The 14,897-nt window shown below is 68.3% G+C and carries 16 protein-coding genes and 2 pseudogenes; 12 read left to right on the forward strand and 6 right to left on the reverse strand.

Features of this window, described 5'->3' with window-relative positions:
- Positions 1-391: 391 nt before the first annotated feature.
- Positions 392-1,009 carry a TetR/AcrR family transcriptional regulator gene (locus ACFWV8_RS37075; RefSeq protein WP_384214731.1) on the reverse strand — a complete coding sequence of 206 codons (618 nt, stop codon included), beginning with the start codon at positions 1,007-1,009 and terminating at the stop codon, positions 392-394.
- A 65-nt stretch (positions 1,010-1,074) separates the two neighbouring features.
- Here ACFWV8_RS37075 and ACFWV8_RS37080 point away from each other — a divergent pair, with 65 nt between their 5' ends.
- On the forward strand, positions 1,075-1,338 hold the full coding sequence (locus ACFWV8_RS37080; RefSeq protein WP_384214733.1) for a hypothetical protein: 264 nt from the start codon (positions 1,075-1,077) through the stop codon (positions 1,336-1,338).
- Positions 1,335-1,796 carry a nuclear transport factor 2 family protein gene (locus ACFWV8_RS37085; protein ID WP_384214735.1) on the forward strand — a complete coding sequence of 154 codons (462 nt, stop codon included), beginning with the start codon at positions 1,335-1,337 and terminating at the stop codon, positions 1,794-1,796. Before ACFWV8_RS37080 ends, ACFWV8_RS37085 begins: the two co-directional genes overlap by 4 nt.
- Before the next feature lie 33 nt (positions 1,797-1,829).
- Here the strand turns inward: ACFWV8_RS37085 and ACFWV8_RS37090 are convergent.
- The 4 genes and pseudogenes from ACFWV8_RS37090 to ACFWV8_RS37105 all read right to left on the reverse strand — a co-directional run.
- A pseudogene (locus ACFWV8_RS37090) lies at positions 1,830-2,033 on the reverse strand (IS5/IS1182 family transposase); the annotation flags it as partial.
- A 114-nt stretch (positions 2,034-2,147) separates the two neighbouring features.
- Entirely contained in the window at positions 2,148-3,731 is a 1,584-nt protein-coding gene (locus ACFWV8_RS37095) for an AMP-binding protein (RefSeq protein WP_384214737.1), read from the reverse strand.
- Positions 3,728-4,861: a thiolase gene (locus tag ACFWV8_RS37100; RefSeq protein ID WP_384214738.1), complete on the reverse strand. Its 1,134-nt coding sequence runs from the start codon at positions 4,859-4,861 to the stop codon at positions 3,728-3,730. The genes ACFWV8_RS37095 and ACFWV8_RS37100 overlap by 4 nt, the downstream gene beginning before the upstream one ends.
- Before the next feature lie 8 nt (positions 4,862-4,869).
- A complete protein-coding gene (locus tag ACFWV8_RS37105; protein WP_384214740.1) occupies positions 4,870-5,319 on the reverse strand; it encodes a Zn-ribbon domain-containing OB-fold protein in 450 nt (149 codons plus the stop codon).
- Between the two features lie 77 nt (positions 5,320-5,396).
- On the opposite strand from ACFWV8_RS37105, the gene ACFWV8_RS37110 reads away from it, so the two are divergent.
- From ACFWV8_RS37110 to ACFWV8_RS37155, 10 genes are all read left to right on the forward strand, one after another.
- Positions 5,397-6,821 (forward strand): amidohydrolase family protein, encoded by a 1,425-nt coding sequence (locus tag ACFWV8_RS37110; RefSeq protein WP_384214742.1) that lies wholly within the window; start codon positions 5,397-5,399, stop codon positions 6,819-6,821.
- Positions 6,822-6,936: 115 nt separating this feature from the next.
- Entirely contained in the window at positions 6,937-7,815 is an 879-nt protein-coding gene (locus ACFWV8_RS37115; protein ID WP_384214744.1) for a fumarylacetoacetate hydrolase family protein, read from the forward strand.
- A 25-nt stretch (positions 7,816-7,840) separates the two neighbouring features.
- Positions 7,841-8,800 (forward strand): MBL fold metallo-hydrolase, encoded by a 960-nt coding sequence (locus ACFWV8_RS37120; RefSeq protein ID WP_384214746.1) that lies wholly within the window; start codon positions 7,841-7,843, stop codon positions 8,798-8,800.
- A 413-nt stretch (positions 8,801-9,213) separates the two neighbouring features.
- Entirely contained in the window at positions 9,214-9,978 is a 765-nt protein-coding gene (locus ACFWV8_RS37125) for an SDR family NAD(P)-dependent oxidoreductase (RefSeq protein ID WP_384214748.1), read from the forward strand.
- Positions 9,975-10,748 carry a crotonase/enoyl-CoA hydratase family protein gene (locus ACFWV8_RS37130; protein WP_384214750.1) on the forward strand — a complete coding sequence of 258 codons (774 nt, stop codon included), beginning with the start codon at positions 9,975-9,977 and terminating at the stop codon, positions 10,746-10,748. Before ACFWV8_RS37125 ends, ACFWV8_RS37130 begins: the two co-directional genes overlap by 4 nt.
- Entirely contained in the window at positions 10,745-11,908 is a 1,164-nt protein-coding gene (locus ACFWV8_RS37135; RefSeq protein WP_384214752.1) for a CaiB/BaiF CoA transferase family protein, read from the forward strand. The genes ACFWV8_RS37130 and ACFWV8_RS37135 overlap by 4 nt, the downstream gene beginning before the upstream one ends.
- Positions 11,905-12,618, forward strand: a complete 714-nt coding sequence (locus ACFWV8_RS37140) for a CoA transferase subunit A (protein ID WP_384214754.1) — start codon at positions 11,905-11,907, stop codon at positions 12,616-12,618. The genes ACFWV8_RS37135 and ACFWV8_RS37140 overlap by 4 nt, the downstream gene beginning before the upstream one ends.
- Positions 12,605-13,261 carry a 3-oxoacid CoA-transferase subunit B gene (locus tag ACFWV8_RS37145; protein ID WP_384214756.1) on the forward strand — a complete coding sequence of 219 codons (657 nt, stop codon included), beginning with the start codon at positions 12,605-12,607 and terminating at the stop codon, positions 13,259-13,261. The genes ACFWV8_RS37140 and ACFWV8_RS37145 overlap by 14 nt, the downstream gene beginning before the upstream one ends.
- A gap of 113 nt (positions 13,262-13,374) precedes the next feature.
- Entirely contained in the window at positions 13,375-13,953 is a 579-nt protein-coding gene (locus ACFWV8_RS37150) for a TetR/AcrR family transcriptional regulator (RefSeq protein WP_384214758.1), read from the forward strand.
- Positions 13,954-14,408: 455 nt separating this feature from the next.
- The gene (locus tag ACFWV8_RS37155; RefSeq protein WP_384214760.1) at positions 14,409-14,672 is read left to right on the forward strand and encodes a hypothetical protein; all 264 of its coding nucleotides are present in this window, start codon (positions 14,409-14,411) and stop codon (positions 14,670-14,672) included.
- A 37-nt stretch (positions 14,673-14,709) separates the two neighbouring features.
- Here the strand turns inward: ACFWV8_RS37155 and ACFWV8_RS37160 are convergent.
- Positions 14,710-14,808, reverse strand: a pseudogene (locus ACFWV8_RS37160) (ATP-binding protein); the annotation flags it as partial.
- Between the last annotated feature and the right edge of the window lie 89 nt (positions 14,809-14,897).

Genomic DNA, 14,897 nt, shown 5'->3' on the forward strand with positions numbered 1-14,897 from the left:
CCTCTGGCCCACCGGACAGCGCCTTTCGAAGTAACCGCTGATGAGCGCCCTCCAAGACGAGGTACGGTCAAATGCTCACGAACCGCCCTCTAAGAAGCACCTAACACAATGAGGTGAATTGGTCTTGGTGGCCGTGTTCGGTTGGCAGTTCGGCGCTGTCCGAGCTGCGGGGGCTTCGCTGTTGATCGTGTCGGATGACCTGTGGGGGCGGTTTGAGCCGCTCTCCCCAAAGCTGGAGAGGTAGCCGGGTCGCAAGCCGGTGCACACAGCGCCGTAGTCGGCGGCAACCGCAACGATGCCACCCAACTCACGCCCTGCTGGATGCCATCCCGCCCACCCGCAGCAGCGAGCGCCGTCAGGCGGGTGGCAGAGGCAGGGCGCGATCTCGCGGTCAGCGCGGCTCCGTCGGGCGGGCGCCTCGCAGGAACTGTGTCACCGCGGTGTCCACGAGTCCTTCGAGCCGTCCCGGCTCGATCATGCCGCTGTTGACCATGGACGTGATCCCCAGGACGGTGGCGTAGATGATGAGTCCGATGCCCTCCGGGTCGCCCTCCTCCAACTCGCCACGTGCCTGGCCCTCTTCGATCAGGTCGCTGATCTGCCCGAACGCGGCTGCGGCGGCCTCGGCGACCGCGGTCGCCCCCGGGCGGTGCTTGCTGGAGTTCATCAGCCCGGTCAGCGCGGCATTCTCGGTCGCGAACCGGGCGTAGGTCGACGCGAACGCGTGCAGGCCAGCGGGCAGGTCGTCCTCGTCGTCGATCTCGTCCACCGCGGCCCGCAGCTTCGCGCCCAGGCGGACGAAGCCCGACTCGGCGAGGGCGTCGAGCAGCGCGCGGCGGTCCGCGAAGTGCCGGCGGGGCGCCGCGTGACTCACGCCGATGTCCCGTGCCAGGTCGCGCAAGGAGAGCTGCTCGACCCCGTGCGCCCTCAGGCTGCGCTCGGCTGCGTCGAGGAGCTCCATGCGGAGATTTCCATGGTGGTAGGGCCGCTGCTCGGTGGTGTCAGGCATGGGGCCAGCCTACTCAGCATAATGTTTCCATTGACAACAATGTTGCCGATGACTACTCTCTCGGCATGTCCAGATTCTCCCCCGCCGACCTTCCCGGCCTGACCGGCGCCGTACCGGCGGCGAAGGCGGGGGCCAAGATCGCCGGGGTGGCGACCACGCCCCGCCCGCGCGCCCGGTACACCCTCGGCAGGGACGCCGCCTTCACCATCCCCCTCGCCCGTTTCCTGCCGGCCCGGCTGATGGACGGCATCCTCGCGATGAGCCACCGGTCCCGGAACCCGAAACCCGCGTCCACGCCCGCACCCGAGTCCACAGGGAGTCCTTCATGACCACGCTCGCCGACCGCATCGAACTGATCGAGCTGATGGGCCGCTACGCCGACATCGCCGACCTCAAGGACTTCACCCGCCTCCCCTCCCTCGTCCACACAGACTCGGTGACCCTCGATTTCTCCTCGGTCGTCGGCCTGCCGCCCATGACCGTGCCGCTCGACGAGTACGTCCAAGTGCTGGGCCAAGCCTTCGCGCCCTTCTCCGCCACCCACCACACCATCACAGGTCACGTCGTCGAGATCGACGGCGACCGCGCGACCCTCCATGCGCACGTCCGCGCCGAACACTGGGTGCCGGAGGAGCGGGCAGGCGGCGGGCCGGACCGATGGCTGGTCGTCGGCTTCTACGACAACGAGGCTGTCCGGACACCGCACGGCTGGCGACTCAGCAGCGTCAAGCTCACCGCCACGCACCAGGAGAACGCCCACCTGCCAGGGCGAACCCCAGGCATATGAGCACGCCAGCCAGCTCCTGTCACCACTTAACGGTTAACACAACGAGCGGAGTTGTCGGTGGGTGATCAGGCAGCAGGCCAGTTTGAGGAAGGCTTCGTGGATATCGGCCGGCGTTCCCAGCAGACGCGTAGCCGACGAGTCCGGCTTGCGCCGAGGGTGGCCGACCCGGCCACGGATGGGCGGGATGGCATCCAGTAGTGGCAGCAGCTGGGTGACGTCGTCGCGGTTGCCGGCGACCGGGACAACGGAACCGGCGTTCCTTCTTCGGCAGCAGCGGCTCGATCCGATCCCACAAGTCATCAGGCACGATCCATGGCGGCACGCGCCAATTCGCGGAGTGTCGTTGCCGTACTAGGAGCCCGGGTGCCGCTGTGCGACCAGCGCGGCGATCTGTGCGCGGTTGATCTTCCCGGTGCTGCTGCGGCCGACGGAGTCGACGAAGTGGAACTCGCGCGGTGTCTTGAACCGCGCCAGACGGTCGGCCAGGTGACTGCGCAGGCGGGTGGCAGCCGGCTCGCCGCCCTCCTCGCCGCCCTTCAGCTGCACGACGGCGACGACGCGCTGCCCCCACTCGTCATCCTGTACGCCGATAACCACGGCATCGGCGACCGACGGCTCCGTCACGAGGGCGGCTTCCACCTCGGCCGGGTAGATGTTGACGCCCCCCGAGAGGATCAGATCGGAGCGTCGGTCGCCGACGTAGAGATAGCCGTTCTCGTCGAGGTGGCCGACGTCGCCCGCGGTCCGGAACGGGTCGTGGACGTCCGATGCCCCGGCGGGGAGCAAGTCCCCGGCCGCACCACTGTAGGTGAAATCGAAGCCACCGCTGACGTAGATAATGCCGGGCTCGCCAACGGGGAGCGGCCGTCCGTCGCTCCCGCGGATCTCGAGCCGGATGCCGGGTGCCGCGCGGCCTGCGGAGCCCGGCTTCTTCAACGCCTCCTCGGAAGTGATGATCGTGGCGATGCCGAACTCCGTGCACCCGTAGTACTCGGTGAGCACCGGACCCCACCACTGGATCATCTGCTGCTTCAGCTCCGGCGGGCACGGTGCTCCAGCGTGGGTGACCAGCTGGAGCGAGCGGCCTGAGAAGGAGTCGCGGATCGACTCGTCGAGGTCGAGAAGCCGATGAAACATGACCGGGACCATGAACGTGGTCGTGACCCCGAATCGGTCGATGAGCGAGAGCGTCTCAGCCGCGTCGAACCGTGTGGTGATGACGAGCTCCTGCCCCAGGTGCAGGGCGCAGAGCGCGTTCAGATTCGGTGCCGGGTGGTAGAGAGGGGCGACCACCAGGTGCACCTGGGGGAGCCCGGAGTCGGTGTCGTACTGCGCGAACCGCTGCCGAGCTCGGGCATCGGCAGCCTTGTCGGGGGTCGTCGTCGGCAGCGCCCGACGGACACCCTTGGGGCGCCCGCTCGTCCCAGAACTGTAGTACTGCACCGAGCCTGCGCTTCGCTGCGTCGGCGCAGAGGCAGGATGCCGTGCGAGCAGGTTCTCGGCCGAGAGTCCGTCCGACGCGCCTCCGACCACGACGACGCGGTCGGGGGCGAGGCCGCCACCCAGGCGAGCCCCTTCGACGGCAAGCGACTCGAGGGCAGACTCGGTCACCACGGCGCGAGCCCCGGAATCCCCGATCAGGTAGGCGGCCTCGGAGGCGGTCAGGTGCCAGTTGACTGGCACGAGGTACAGGCCGATCTGCTCCGCCGCGAGCTGTGCGGCGATGAAGGTCGCACCGTTCTTCAGGACGAGGGCCACGGTCTCGCCGCGCTGCAGATCCAGGTCGTCCTGCAGCAGGCGGGACCAACGGTGGGCGTCATCGAGCAGGTCGCCCCTCGTGACGGTCTCGGACCCAAGCCGCAACGCGACGGATTCGCGGTCGCCGGCCGCGATCTCGAAGAAGCCCCGAGCAGGCGCGGCCGCCGGTGTTGTCATGCCGACACCTCCTGGTTCGAGAGCACCAACGTCGCTGCCTCCGAGAAGAAGTGTCCAACACCCTGGACCACACTGATCTCCACGTCGGGTACCTGGGCGAAGGCCTCGCCCCGGAGCTGGCGGACGGCCTCCTGGATCGCGAACATCCCGTACATGCCGGTGTGGGTGTAGCGAAGGCCGCCGCCGTTGGTGTTCATCGGCAGGTGCCCGCCCGGGGCGGTGTTACCGTCGGCGACGAACGCGCCGGCCTCCCCACGCCCAACGAAACCGAGCGCCTCGAGGCCGTACAGCGGCACGTGTGCGAACGCGTCGTAGACCATCAGGTGATCCACGTCGTTGTGGCTGATGCGCGCCTCGGTGAACGCAGCCACGGCCGACCGCTCGAACGTCTCGGCGCGCGTGAGGTCAGGCATCTGCGACACCAATGGGCTGTCGGCCGCCTCGCCCGACCCCCACAGATAGATGGGGGTGCGGCGCAGTTCGCGGGCGCGCTCTGCCGACGTGACGACCAGCCCACCGCCTCCGTCGCTCACCATGCAGCACATGAGCTTGGTGAACGGCCAGGCGATCGGCGTCGATGCCAAGACCTCGTCGACACTCGCGAGAGAGGGGCGGGCCGCTCGGGGATTTCCGTGCGACCACTCGCTCTGCCGAGCCGGCACGGAGGCCAGCTGCTCGAGCGTCGTCCCCGTCTCGTGGGCGTAGCGGAGGTAAGGGAGCGTGAACATCGTGGGAGGGCCGTAGACGCCGAACGGTAGCTCGAACTGACCGAGCATCCCGTCGGCCGGCATCGGACGCGGATGGCGCCCGACCACCGACCGACGAGATTCGCCGTGCAGTACGAGGACGACTTGGGCCTGTCCAGCAGCGATCGCGGCAGCAGCGTGACGCACGTGCACCAGAAACGACGTCCCGCCCACACTCGTGCCGTCGAACCACGTCGGACGGACTCCCAACGCGTGAGCGATCTCGACCGGGTTGTGCACAGCGCTCGTGATGCCGTCGACATCGTCGAGGCTCAGGCCGGCGTCGGCGAGAGCGAGCAGCGCGGCATCGACGTGGAGGTCCAACTCAGACATGGCGGGCAGTCGTCCGAGGCTCGTTTCGGCGGCGCCGGCGATGGCGGCCACGGGGCGACTCACGCGGCGTGCCCCTCTCGGGGGGCGAACACCGGGACCATCTGGCCGCGCCGGTCCTCGAATGCGACCAGCAGCGGCATGTCGATGACCAGCTGGTCGGGCACTGCGTCGCTTCCGATGATGTTCGTCATCATGGTCGGCCCTTCCTCCAGCTGGACGATCGCGATGACGTGCGGACCGACTGCTTCGAATCCGGGGGCGGGGAGGTGGTTGATGACATAGCTCAGCAACGTCGCGCGTCCGCTCACGTCAACCCACGACACCTCGCGGGAGCCGCAGGACGGGCACGCGATGCGGGGGTAGAAGAAGTGCGTTTCACACGACCCGCACTGCTGGACCGCCAGGCGGCCCTCGGTCGCGGCGTCCCAGAAGGGCCGGGTGGTCGGTGTCGGCAGCGCCTGCGCGGCGCCCTCGCCAGGGGTGACCCCGGACACATACATTGGTACCATGAGCGGTACTATACAGGTCGTTATAATACCGTCCAGTGGTTGGTCGGCACTCGGCCGACCGAGCGGAAGGAAGATTCGTGGGCACTCGAACGATCTACACGGGCGCGTTGGTCTTGGTGGGCGACCCGCGCAACAGCAGCTTTCAGCGAGTCGACGTCGAGGTCGTCGACGGCCGGATCAGTCAGCTTGCCGAGAACCTCGGGTCCACGCCCGAAGGTGCCGATGTCGTCGATGCGTCCTGGGCTTGGATCATCCCGGGGTTCGTGGACGCGCACCACCACATGTGGCAGGCGACGATGCGCGGCCTCACGGTGGACTTCACGCTGTCGGACTACGTGTGGACGATCCGGCGCAACCACTCCGGTGTGCACCGCGCGGTCGACATCTACAACGGGACGCTCGGCGCGGCCGTGGGGCTGCTCGACTCCGGCACGACCTGCTCGGTCGACTACTCCCACAGCATCTTGACCCCTGAGCACGCCGACGCGGGCGTGGCGGCCATCAACGAGTCCGGAATCCGTGGCGTGTGGTGCTACGGGCTCTATGACCCCCACACGACGAATCCGTACTTCACGTCTGTCGAGTCCCGTCTCGAGGACGCGCGACGCGCGCGTTCATCGTTGTTCGAGACCAGCGGCGGGCGGGTGCGCTTCGGGATCGCCCCGACCGAGATGAGCCTGAACGGCATCGAGCAGGCCACCCAGGAAATGGTGCTCGGGCGCGAGCTGGACTGCCTGATCCACACTCACACCAACGCCCGGTGGAAGCCCGGATACCGGTCGGAGATCAAGCAGCTGGCCGAGGCTGGGCTCCTCTGGTCGCACCAGCTCCACTCGCACTGCAACACCTCCGACGCCGAGGACTTCGCGATCCTGGCCGATCATGGGGCCAAGGTCTCCTCCACCCCCGAGACCGAGCTCAATATGGGGATGGGGTTCCCGATCGCCGCCGTCGCCGACCGCGTCGGTGTCGTGGCGGGGCTGGGTGCGGACATCCAGTCGAACAACTCTCCCGACATGTTCACGACCATGCGCCTGATGCTGGCGGGGGAGCGCGCGCGGGCCAATCAGCGCGCGCTGGAGGAGAAAGGCATTTACGACATGGGCGGCCTCGAGTTGCGTGCTGCCGACGTGCTGTACTTCGCGACGCTCGGCGGAGCCATCGGTCTGGGCCTGGAGGACGAGTGCGGTTCGATCGACGTCGGCAAGGCCGCCGATCTCCTCTTCATCCGCAACACATCCCTGAACCTGACGCCAGCCGTCGACCCGATGGGTGCGATCGTCATGAGCGCTCGAACCTCCGACGTCGACACCGTCCTCGTCGGCGGTGAGGTCGTGAAGCGGGACGGCGCGATGCGTGCTGACCTCGTCGAGAAGGCGATCCGAGGCCTGCGGGAGTCGGGCACCCACATCGTGAACGAGTCGCAGGCGTACGGAGGCATGCTGCCTCCGCAGCCCGAGTGGTGGGGCGCCGCGACCGCAGCGACGGGCTCGCCGTCATGACTCGTCGGCGACCTCCTTTCGGGCGCTGGGACAGCGAACTCCGGGAGACGGCATGCGGTGGGTGACATGCGAGCACGGGCACGGTCCGCAGGTCGGTCTGGTCGTCGACGACGCGGTGCATGTCCTGGACGACGACCGCACGCTGATCGACGTGATCTCCGCAGGCCAGGTCGAGATGGAGCGCATCGCCGAGACGGTGCGGCGATCACCCGCGACCGTCGTCCCACTCGAGTCGACGGTGCTGCACTCCCCGATCCCGCAGCCGCCCTCCGTGCGCGACACGGTCGGCTTCCTCGACCATGTCCGCGGGTGCCGAAGGGCCTACGGCCGTGACCCGGAACTCGGCGAGGTCTGGAGCCGCGTTCCCGCCTTCTACTTCGCCAATCCGGCCACCCTGTTCGGCGCTCGCGACGACGTCGCGATCGCCCCGGGCTCACGCTGGTTCGACTTCGAGCTCGAAGTGGCAGCAGTCATCGGCACGCCCGGCTCGAACCTGGATGCTGTCGCCGCCCAGGACGCGATAGCGGGCTACATGCTCTTCTGCGACTGGACTGCCCGGGATCTGCAGCAGACCGACATGGCGCTCGGCATCGGTCAGGGCAAAGGCAAGGACTCCGGCATGACGTTCGGTCCTTGGCTCGTGACGGCCGACGAAGTCGCGAACCGGCTCGTCGACGGTCGCCTTGACCTCGAGGTGGCAGTCGAGGTCAACGGCGTCGAGATCGCCCGCGGGACGACCGGTGCGATGGACTGGACCTTCGGAGAGATCGTGTCGTTCGTGTCGCGCGGCACCCGTTTGGTCCCCGGCGACATCATCGGGTCCGGCACGATCCCCGGCGGTTGCCTGCTTGAGCACCTCGTCGGTGACCCGGAGACCTACGACGGATGGCTGAAGTCAGGCGACACCGTCTCACTCAACGGTCGCGCCCTCGGACGCACGCATCAGCGCATCGTCGACAGCGCCCGCCCTCACCCGCTCTCGAGCGGCTACTGATCCCGACCCAGACGAGGTATCTGTCATGACGAACACCTACACGCGCGGCCTGCACGAGATCGCCGCGGGAATCCGGGCCTGGCTGCTGCCCGACGGCGAGTGGGGCATGAGCAACGCGGGGCTGGTGCAGGGCGAGGGGCAGAGCTTCCTCATCGACACCCTCTTCGACCTCCCCCTCACGACCGAGATGCTGGACGCCATGGTGGACCTGACTGCCTCCACGCCGATCCAGGGCGTCCTGAACACCCACGCCAACGGCGACCACTGCTTCGGTAACCAACTCCTCGACGACACGGTCATGGTGTATGCGACGAGCGAGACCGACCACGAGATCCAGCACGGCACGACCCCCGAACGGCTCCACATGCTGGCGACATCGGACTTCGGACCGGTCCTGTCGCCCTTCCTGCGGAGCTGTTTCGGAGCGTTCGACTTCACCGGCATCACTCTGCGAAACGCCGACACGGTCTTCGACGACTCCCTGACAGTGACAGTCGGCGGTCGCGATGTCGAGCTGTTGCGGCTGGGCCCGGCGCACACTGCCGGCGACGCCATCGCCCACGTGCCCGATGCCGGGGTGATCTTTGCCGGCGACCTCCTCTTCATCGGTGGGACGCCCATCATGTGGGCCGGCTCGCTCACGAACTGGCTGCGTGCCTGCGACCGGATGACCGCGCTCGATCCGACGGTCGTGGTGCCCGGTCACGGACCGCTCACCGACGTCGACGGGATCGCGGAGATGCGGGGCTACCTGGCCCACGTCAAGGACCGCATCGCCGACGGGGTGGAGGCGGGTCGACCGTGGCGCGAGACCGCTGACCGGATGGATCTGGACCGCTACGCCTCCTGGCCGCAGGCCGAACGCATCGTCGTCACGACTTACCAGGCCTACCGGCAGGCTGCGGTGGACACCCCTCAGGAAGACGGCATCGACCTCTTCGGTGAGATGGCCGCCTGGCAGCAGCGCCATGCAAGGAAACGCTGACGCCCCGGCGGCGCGGTCGTCGACCGCTTCTTCAACCGTATGGGCAAGGACGTGCAGCTCCGGTCCCAGGACCCGCCGGACGGCCGAGCTGCTCGGCGTCGTGATCGCAGACTTCGGGACCCGAGTGCTGGACCGGCTCGCTGCCTCACGAGGCAAGGCGTTGGAGCTGTTCGGGCATCTCTGCCGCCGTGGCCTGTCCTGATCGGGCGTCGCCGAGAGCCGGCGGTGATGAGCGCATTCACTTGCGCGGTACCAAAGAAGCATCTACAGTACCAGAAATGTTACCACTACCACGCGCTGGTCCGCGGTGTGCGCGGTGGAACGGCGGTGGCGCTCTCGGCGCCGCTCGGATCGCCGACGACCCCCGCAAGGATCTGCGTCGGCGTGCTCTTCATCGTCGGAAGGACGTGTCAATGACAGACACCCCATCGGTGTACGTAGTGACCGGAGGTGCCGGCGGACTCGGCGGCGCCACGGCGAAGCTCTTGGCGGAGCGCGACGTGTCCGTCGTGGTGACCGACCTGGTCGACGCCGACGAGAGCGAGCTGCGCGCACAGCTCGGTGAGCGCGTGACGTTCGTCCGCGGCGACGTCTGCTCGGAGAGCGACCTCGGCCAGGTGCTCGACCACGCCTCCGAACGCGGCACGATCCGCGGGCTGGTCCACTGTCCGGGGAAGGGTTTCCCCCGCAGGATCGTGGACCGTGCCGGGACGCCATTCCCGCTGGACCAGTTCGAGGCCGCCCTGAGGCTGAATCTGGTGGGCACCTTCAACGCCCTGCGGCTGACGGCCGCACGCATGGCCATGAACGACCCTGACGAAGGCGAACGCGGGTCGATCGTCATGACCGCGTCGGTCGCCGCCTGGGACGGGCAAGTCGGACAGATCGCCTACGCTGCCGCGAAGTCCGGCGTCGTCGGCATGACCCTGTGCGCCGCTCGTGACCTCGCCGACCTCGGCATCCGCGTCAACACCATCGCTCCTGGCATCTTCGACACCCCGCTGCTGGCCCGGTTCTCCCAGGACATCCGCGACGGCCTCGCGGAATCGGTCACCTTCCCGAAGCGCCTCGGTGACCCGGAGGAGTACGCCTCGCTCGCCGACCAGCTACTCCGCAACCGCTACCTGAACGGCGAGGTCATCCGCCTCGACGGTGCCATCCGGATGGCGCCCCGATGAGCGCCGTCGGCGCCCCGGTCTTGTTCGAGGAGACCGACGGTGTCGCGACGATCACCCTCAACCGTCCCGCGGTGCGCAACGCCGTCGACGCCTCGATGGCGGGAGCTCTCGCCGAGATCGTCGACCACCTGGACGAGCGCAGCGACCTCCGCGCAGCCATCCTCACCGGTACCGGCGGCAGCTTCTGCTCGGGCATGGACCTGAAGGCCTTTGTCCGTGGCGAGAAGTCCTCGATCCCGGGCCGCGGGTTCGCCGGATTCACCGCCCGCCCTCCTGCCATCCCCGTGATAGCCGCCGTCGAAGGTGCCGCCGTCGCCGGCGGCTGCGAGCTCGTGCTCGCCTGCGACCTGGTTGTCGCGGCCGAGTCCGCACGCTTCGGGGTGCCAGAGGTCAAGCGCGGACTGGTCGCCGTAGGCGGCGCGCTCCTCAAGCTGCCGTCGCGGATCCCGTACCAGGTCGCAATGGAGTGGATCCTGACCGGCGACATGGTCGGCGCTCGTCGCGCCCACGAGGTTGGGCTGGTAAACGCGGTGGCGCCGGACGGTGAGGCACTGGCGGTCGCCCGGCGCTTGGCGGACCGCGTCGCCGCCAACGGCCCGCTGGCGCTTCGTGCCAGCAAGCAGATCGTCGCGGCGTCGTCCTCGTGGAGCCACGAAGAGGCCTACGAGCGTCAGCTCGAGATAGCGCGCCCGGTGACGGAGTCGGCGGACGCCCAGGAGGGCGCCCGTGCCTTTGCCGAGAAGCGAAGCCCCGTGTGGAGCGGTCGATGAGCGCGGGGCCGCTGGACGGCGTGCGTGTCGTCGAGCTCGGCCGGATCGGACCGGCGCCGTTCGCGTGCATGATGCTCGCCGACCTCGGTGCCGACGTCATCAGGATCGACCGGCCGGGAGCCGAGCTCCACCCGGTGATGCACCGCAATCGCCGCTCGATCGCGCTCGATCTCAAGTCTCCGGAGGGCCGCTCGATCGCGATGCGGCTGGTCGCGACCAGCGACGTCGCCATCGAGGGCTTCCGCCCAGGGGTGGCCGAACGCTTGGCACTTGGGCCTGACGACGTCTCGCGTGAGGCGCCGCACGTCGTGTATGGCCGGATGACCGGTTGGGGGCAGGACGGTCCCTGGGCACAGCTTCCCGGGCACGACATCAACTACATCGCCCTGACTGGCGCCCTCCATGCGATCGGTCCCGCCGGCGGGGACCCAGTGGTGCCACTCAATCTCATTGGCGACTTCGGCGGTGGCGGCATGCTGTTGGCCTACGGCGTCCTCGCGGCCGTCGTCAGCGCTCGCACCACAGGGCGAGGGCAGGTCGTCGACGCCGCGATGATCGACGGCTCGGCGGCCCTCATGGCGATGCTCCACGGGTACCTCGCCGAGGGGCGATGGGTCGACGAGCGTGGGGTGAACCACCTCGACGGTGGCGCTCCCTACTACCGGACGTACGCGTGCGGCGATGGTCGGCACGTGGCGGTCGGCTGCATCGAGCCGCAGTTCTACGCGAGCCTGCTCGAGCGGCTTGACCTGGGCGACGACCCGGACTTCGTGGCCCAGGACGATCGCTCGCGATGGCCGTCCATGGTGCACCGCCTGCAGGCGATCTTCGGTTCGAGGCCGCGTGATGAGTGGGCCGAAGTGTTCGCCACGAGCTCGGCCTGCGTCACCCCGGTCCTGTCGATCGGTGAAGCGCCACTGCACCCGCACCACGTCGAACGGCAGACCTATACCTTGCTCGGCGACGGTCACATGGCGCGGCCCGTGCCTCGCTTCGCGGGAACACCTGCCGCCGAGCCGCGCCTGGCACCCGTCGTCGGTAGCGACGGCTTGGCGCTGCTGGGGGAGCTCCGCCTCGAGGCAGCCGAGGTCCGGAGTCATCTTGAGGCGGGGGTGGTCGTGCTGCCGCCGAGCGCCACCGACGAGGGGGGACCGAGGTGACGACGGCGCGCGAGCTCGTGGCTCGTCACGTGTTCGACGGCATGACGATCGCCGTCGGGGGTTTCGGCCTCTGTGGCAACCCTTTCGACCTGATCGAGGCGGTCCGTGACTCGGGGGTGACCGACCTGACGATCGTCTCCAACAACATGGGTACCGACGGCAAGGGTCTCGGCGTGCTCCTGGAGGGTCGGCAGGTCCGCAAGGTCGTGGCGTCCTACGTCGGTGAGAACCGCCAGTTCGCCCAGCGGTACCTCGACGGGCAGCTTGAGATCGAGTTCACCCCGCAGGGCACCCTGGCCGAACGGCTCCGCGCGGGCGGGGCGGGGATTCCCGCCTTCTACACTCCGACCGGAGCCCACACGATCGTTGCCGAGGGCAAGCCGACCACGCGGATGGGCGGCCGGACCGTGATCCTGGAGCACGCGATTGTCGCGGACCTCGCGCTCGTGCGCGCCCACCACGCGGACGCGGCGGGCAACTTGACGTATCGAATGACAGCGCGGAACTTCAATCCCGTCGTCGCCACCGCGGGGCGGGTCACGCTCGCGGAGGTCGACCGGGTGGTGGAGGAGTACCTCGACCCCGACCTCGTGCAGACGCCGGGGATCTACGTCGACGAGGTGGTCGTCGCGTCGGCGCGAGCGCCGGAGATCGAGCAACGGACGACGCGGCCGCGGCAGCCCGAAGGAGGCGCCCATGTGGAGGCGTGAGCAGATGGCCGCCGTCGCGGCGCGCGAGCTGGTCGACGGCGCGTATGTCAATCTCGGGATCGGCATTCCGACGTTGGTGGCGAATCACGTGCCGGCGGGCATCCGGGTGACCCTGCAAAGCGAGAACGGCATGCTGGGCATGGGGGAGTTCCCGCTCGAGGGCGACGAGGACGCCGACCTCATCAACGCTGGCAAGCAGACGGTCACGATCGAGCCGGGTGGCAGCTTCTTCGGGTCCGACCAGTCCTTCGCGATGATTCGCGGCGGCCACATCGACCTGGCGATCCTCGGGGCCATGCAGGTGTCGGGGTCGGGAGACCTCGCCAACTGGACGATCCCCGGTGTGCTCGTCAAGGGCATGGGCGGCGCGATGGACCTCGTGGCGGGGGCCCGGCGGGTCGTCGTCCTGACCGACCACACGACGAAGGACGGCCGGCCGAAGATCGTCGAGACCTGCGACCTGCCCCTGACCGGCCGCAGTGTCGTGGACCGGGTCGTCACCGACCTGGCCATCTTCGACGTGACGCAGGCAGGTCTGGCGCTGGTCGAACTCGCCCCCGAGGTGACGCTGGAGGAGGTCCGCGACCGCACGGGCTGCCGGTTCGACGATCTCCGGGAGGGTACGGCGCACGGCATCGACTGATGGTGCAGCCGCCCGACCACAACTCCAGGCCCAGGAAGCGGTATCGTTCGCAACCTCGGAGTACCGTGAATCGGGCCTGGTCCCGGCGACGACGCAGTGAAGTGAGGGGGACCATGCCAGACGTGAGGTCGAACGCCCTTTCCGGGCGGCAGTCCGACGTGCTCAACGCCCTTGAGGAGGCCTTCCTCGCTGAGGGCTTCCGCCATCTCACGATTGGTGACATGGCCGCCCTCGCTCGCACCTCCCGTCGCACCATCTATCACCTGGGGAAGAGCAAGGAAGAGGTCGTGGTCGGCGTCGTCGACCGCTACTTCAACTCGATGGGCAAGGAGGCGCTGCGCCGCGCCCACGACACAGCGGATGTGCACGACCAGATCGAGGCCTACCTGTCAGCCTCCGTTGAGCGCAATCGTCGAGCCAGCCGTCAGTTCGTGCACGACGTCGAGAACTATCTGCCTACGAGCCACGTCTACGACCGCCATCAGGAGATCGCGATTCGGGAGCTGGAGACGATCGTGCGAAAGGCGATGGAGCGGGGAGAGGTCACCGGTGGGTCGCCGGCCTTGTGGGCCGAGATGCTCGGCGCTGTGATCCGTCATCTGCGGGACCCCGATGTGCTCGATCGTGTGGGCGCCACCCGCGGCGACGCACTTGAGTTGTTCGGGCGGTTCTGCCGCCGCGGCCTGGCCTGAGCCGCGATCGTGCAGCCGCTCGACAGGCGGCACCGCCGGACTGGGGTGTTCGCGACTGGCGCCCACCTGTGGGTCTCCGGCCCACTCAAGGTCCTTCCCCGGGCACCTGGTGATCGTTCCCCGAAACGGCCCCGCCTCCTGCGGACCGGCGAAACTGTCGGCACAGGCACGTATGCGCATGGCGGCAGTTCGGGGTGCAAGCTGTGTTGTCCACGGACAGTGGGACATCTGGGCGAGCGAACAGTGCAGGTCCCTGTGCGCGGACAGCTGATCTCCTTGTCCGGTATGACAAATCGTTGCCCGTGCAGCTCAACGATGAGACTGCGTGGGCATAGGGTGGCTGGGTGTCAGCCGATCGGAATGCGCGGGCCAGGCCCATAGCCGAGTGGCATGACGTCGTCGACTTTGTGGAGCAAGTGCGACTGCGGCCCGGGATGTGGGTCCATGGTGGATCGGTGCAGGAGTTGGCCACGATGCTGTTCGGGTACTCCGTCGCGCTTCAGGTCCACGCGCTGGACGAGGAGTTCGACACCTTCCGCTCCTGCGGACCGTTCGCCCGGTGGCTGAACCGGAAGTACCGCTGGTCAACGGTGCGGGGCTGGGCCAGTGCGATCGAGCAGAATCTGCCCGATGAGCCGCCTCTGGAGGCGTTCTTCCGGCTGTTCGATGAGTTCCGGGAGAGCAGGGACGGCCAGGAAGCAGGAATCGGAGCGTCCTGACGCCAGTGGCCGCCCCCTCACGACGACGCCAGGGGGACTGCCCGCTGGTGGCCTGGGTCAGCCGCAGCGAGGAGCCCTCGGTCAGGACGATGTGCGCGTGGTGCAGCAGTCGGTCGACGGCTGCGGTCGCCAGGGTCTAGGTGTATTGATCACGAGCGTTGTTGACACTGGTCGGGCTTGATCATGGCGAAGACCTCCGGTGTGGTGGAGCTGTCTAGGACTGCA

Source organism: Streptomyces sp. NPDC058665, assembly GCF_042714995.1.
Lineage (GTDB): Bacteria > Actinomycetota > Actinomycetes > Streptomycetales > Streptomycetaceae > Streptomyces.